The organism is Suttonella ornithocola (genome assembly GCF_001889065.1).
GTDB classification, from domain to species: domain Bacteria; phylum Pseudomonadota; class Gammaproteobacteria; order Cardiobacteriales; family Cardiobacteriaceae; genus Suttonella_A; species Suttonella_A ornithocola.
Genome location: NZ_LWHB01000229.1, coordinates 1 through 1,852 on the forward strand (window position 1 = coordinate 1; position 1,852 = coordinate 1,852).

A 1,852-nucleotide genomic window follows, 5' to 3' on the forward strand; every position below is an offset into this window, starting at 1 on the left:
ATACAACCAAAACTAATTCCTAATGCCTCAAGTTTAGCTCTCAGTTGTTTAGCTGTCTTTAGATTGCGTTTCCCCCATACAAAAGCCATATCTCACCACTATCTGGATCATAAGCATAAATTAACCAGATTTTGTTTTTCTTATGACCTACATAGGTCCAAAACTCATCAATTTGGAGTTTTTGATAGGCGTTTTGTGTAGGTTTTATTTCACAGTTAGATTTCGTTAAGACATTTAGCACTTTATATTTGCTGACTTTCTCAATAACCATAATATCAGCAATACTACAGCCTCTAACAAGCATTAAACGTATTTTCGCATCAATATGCCTTTGACAGCCTTGGTAAGTTAAATCCATTTTATCGATGAACTGTCGATGACAATCTTTACATTGGTAATTTTGCTTACCATAGATTTTCCGTTCATTCTTTTTTATACTGAGGCTTAGGCAACTTGGGCAGCTGATTGTAATTTGTGTTTTCATATTGAAGTAAAAAGGGAGCAATGATGAGTGTTTTTTTAGCATAGCGCCGAAAGCATGATAAATAAGCACATAGACCGTTATCCCTTATTCAAACTGCAAGAGTGATAGACTGGCAATTGATAGAGCGTTGCCTAGTTGAGCAGAAAAACCAACAACAGCGCGCGACAAGCGAGGACGGTTAAACTAGCCGCTATTGAGCATGTTTAAAGCCATCTTATTGGGGCAATGGCATAACCTCTCAGAGCAAGAGCTTGAACACAGTTTTGTTATTCGTTTGGACTTTGAATCGCCCCAACTTTATCGGAGACCCGATTACTTGACTCAGGCTGCTATGCCTGACGCAGTTAGGAGTTGATGATTCATTTTTTCAAACTCAAAAGGTGATAGATAACCTATTGTACTGTGAAGTTGCTCTTTGTTGTACCAGTCTACCGATTCCAAAGTAGCCGGCTCAACATCTCTTAAGCCTTGCCATTGTGGTTTGTCATATTTAATGACCTCCGCTTTGTATAGTTTGTTGACACTCTTTGCCAATGTGTTGTCATAGGCATCGCCGGTTCGCCCTACCGATGCCTTTATGCCGGCTTCTTTCAGTCTTTCGCTGTAAAGCCATCTGCCTGAACCTGCTCAAAGCCGGGAACAAGATTCATATGGCGTATTGCGCCCAAACGACCTCAAAAAAAGGAATTTTGAGAGAGAAATGCTCAAAAAATGTGATTTTTTTTCTGACTGGTGAAAATTTTTCCAATTTTTTTAAATAAATTGTTTTTTTTGCAACGGTCTAATTTTATGGAAATAATCTTTGCTTTTATAGTAGTACTAGTTGTTGAGTGATTATTAATCATACTAATTTTTTCAGAAATACGATAAAAAACACTGGATTTTTTTTTAAATAACTATATAATAATTCTCCTCACAACGGAGGGATGGCAGAGCGGTTGAATGCACCGGTCTTGAAAACCGGCAAGGGTTAACGCCCTTCCAGGGTTCGAATCCCTGTCCCTCCGCCAGAATACTAAAAAGACGCTTTTTAAGCGTCTTTTTTATCGCCTTTTTTAGAATTGCTGTTGATTTTTTATCTTGAAAACAGAATATTACTTAAATTTACAGTTTTTAAAAATATCTAAAAATATTTAGATGATTACCAATGGGAAAGCGCTAGACGTTTTAATTGCTCGCAATCAGCGATTTGTTATGCTCTAAAGCGACTAAAGATAACGCATAAAAAAAGATTAACCAACATCCAAAAGCCGACACAGAGAAAAGAGAGCACTTTCAAGAACAAATAGTAGATAAGACCGCTCAAGACAAACCGATAGTCTATCTTGATGAATGTGGTTTTAAAGCCTTTGATCATAGACCTTATGG

The 1,852-nt window shown here is 37.3% G+C and carries 1 protein-coding gene, 1 tRNA gene and 2 pseudogenes; 2 read left to right on the top strand and 2 right to left on the bottom strand.

All coding sequences use genetic code 11. The features are described from left to right. Positions 1 to 484: pseudogene (locus tag A5N85_RS13250) on the bottom strand (IS1 family transposase); the annotation flags it as partial. A 321-nt stretch (positions 485 to 805) separates the two neighbouring features. Continuing rightward, positions 806 to 1,078 carry an integrase core domain-containing protein gene (locus tag A5N85_RS13255; protein WP_084601809.1) on the bottom strand — a complete coding sequence of 91 codons (273 nt, stop codon included), beginning with the start codon at positions 1,076 to 1,078 and terminating at the stop codon, positions 806 to 808. 326 nt (positions 1,079 to 1,404) lie between these two features. Here A5N85_RS13255 and A5N85_RS13260 point away from each other — a divergent pair. Further along, positions 1,405 to 1,494, top strand: a tRNA-Ser gene (locus tag A5N85_RS13260). A 132-nt stretch (positions 1,495 to 1,626) separates the two neighbouring features. Beyond that, positions 1,627 to 1,773, top strand: a pseudogene (locus A5N85_RS17395) (IS630 transposase-related protein); the annotation flags it as partial. Between the last annotated feature and the right edge of the window lie 79 nt (positions 1,774 to 1,852).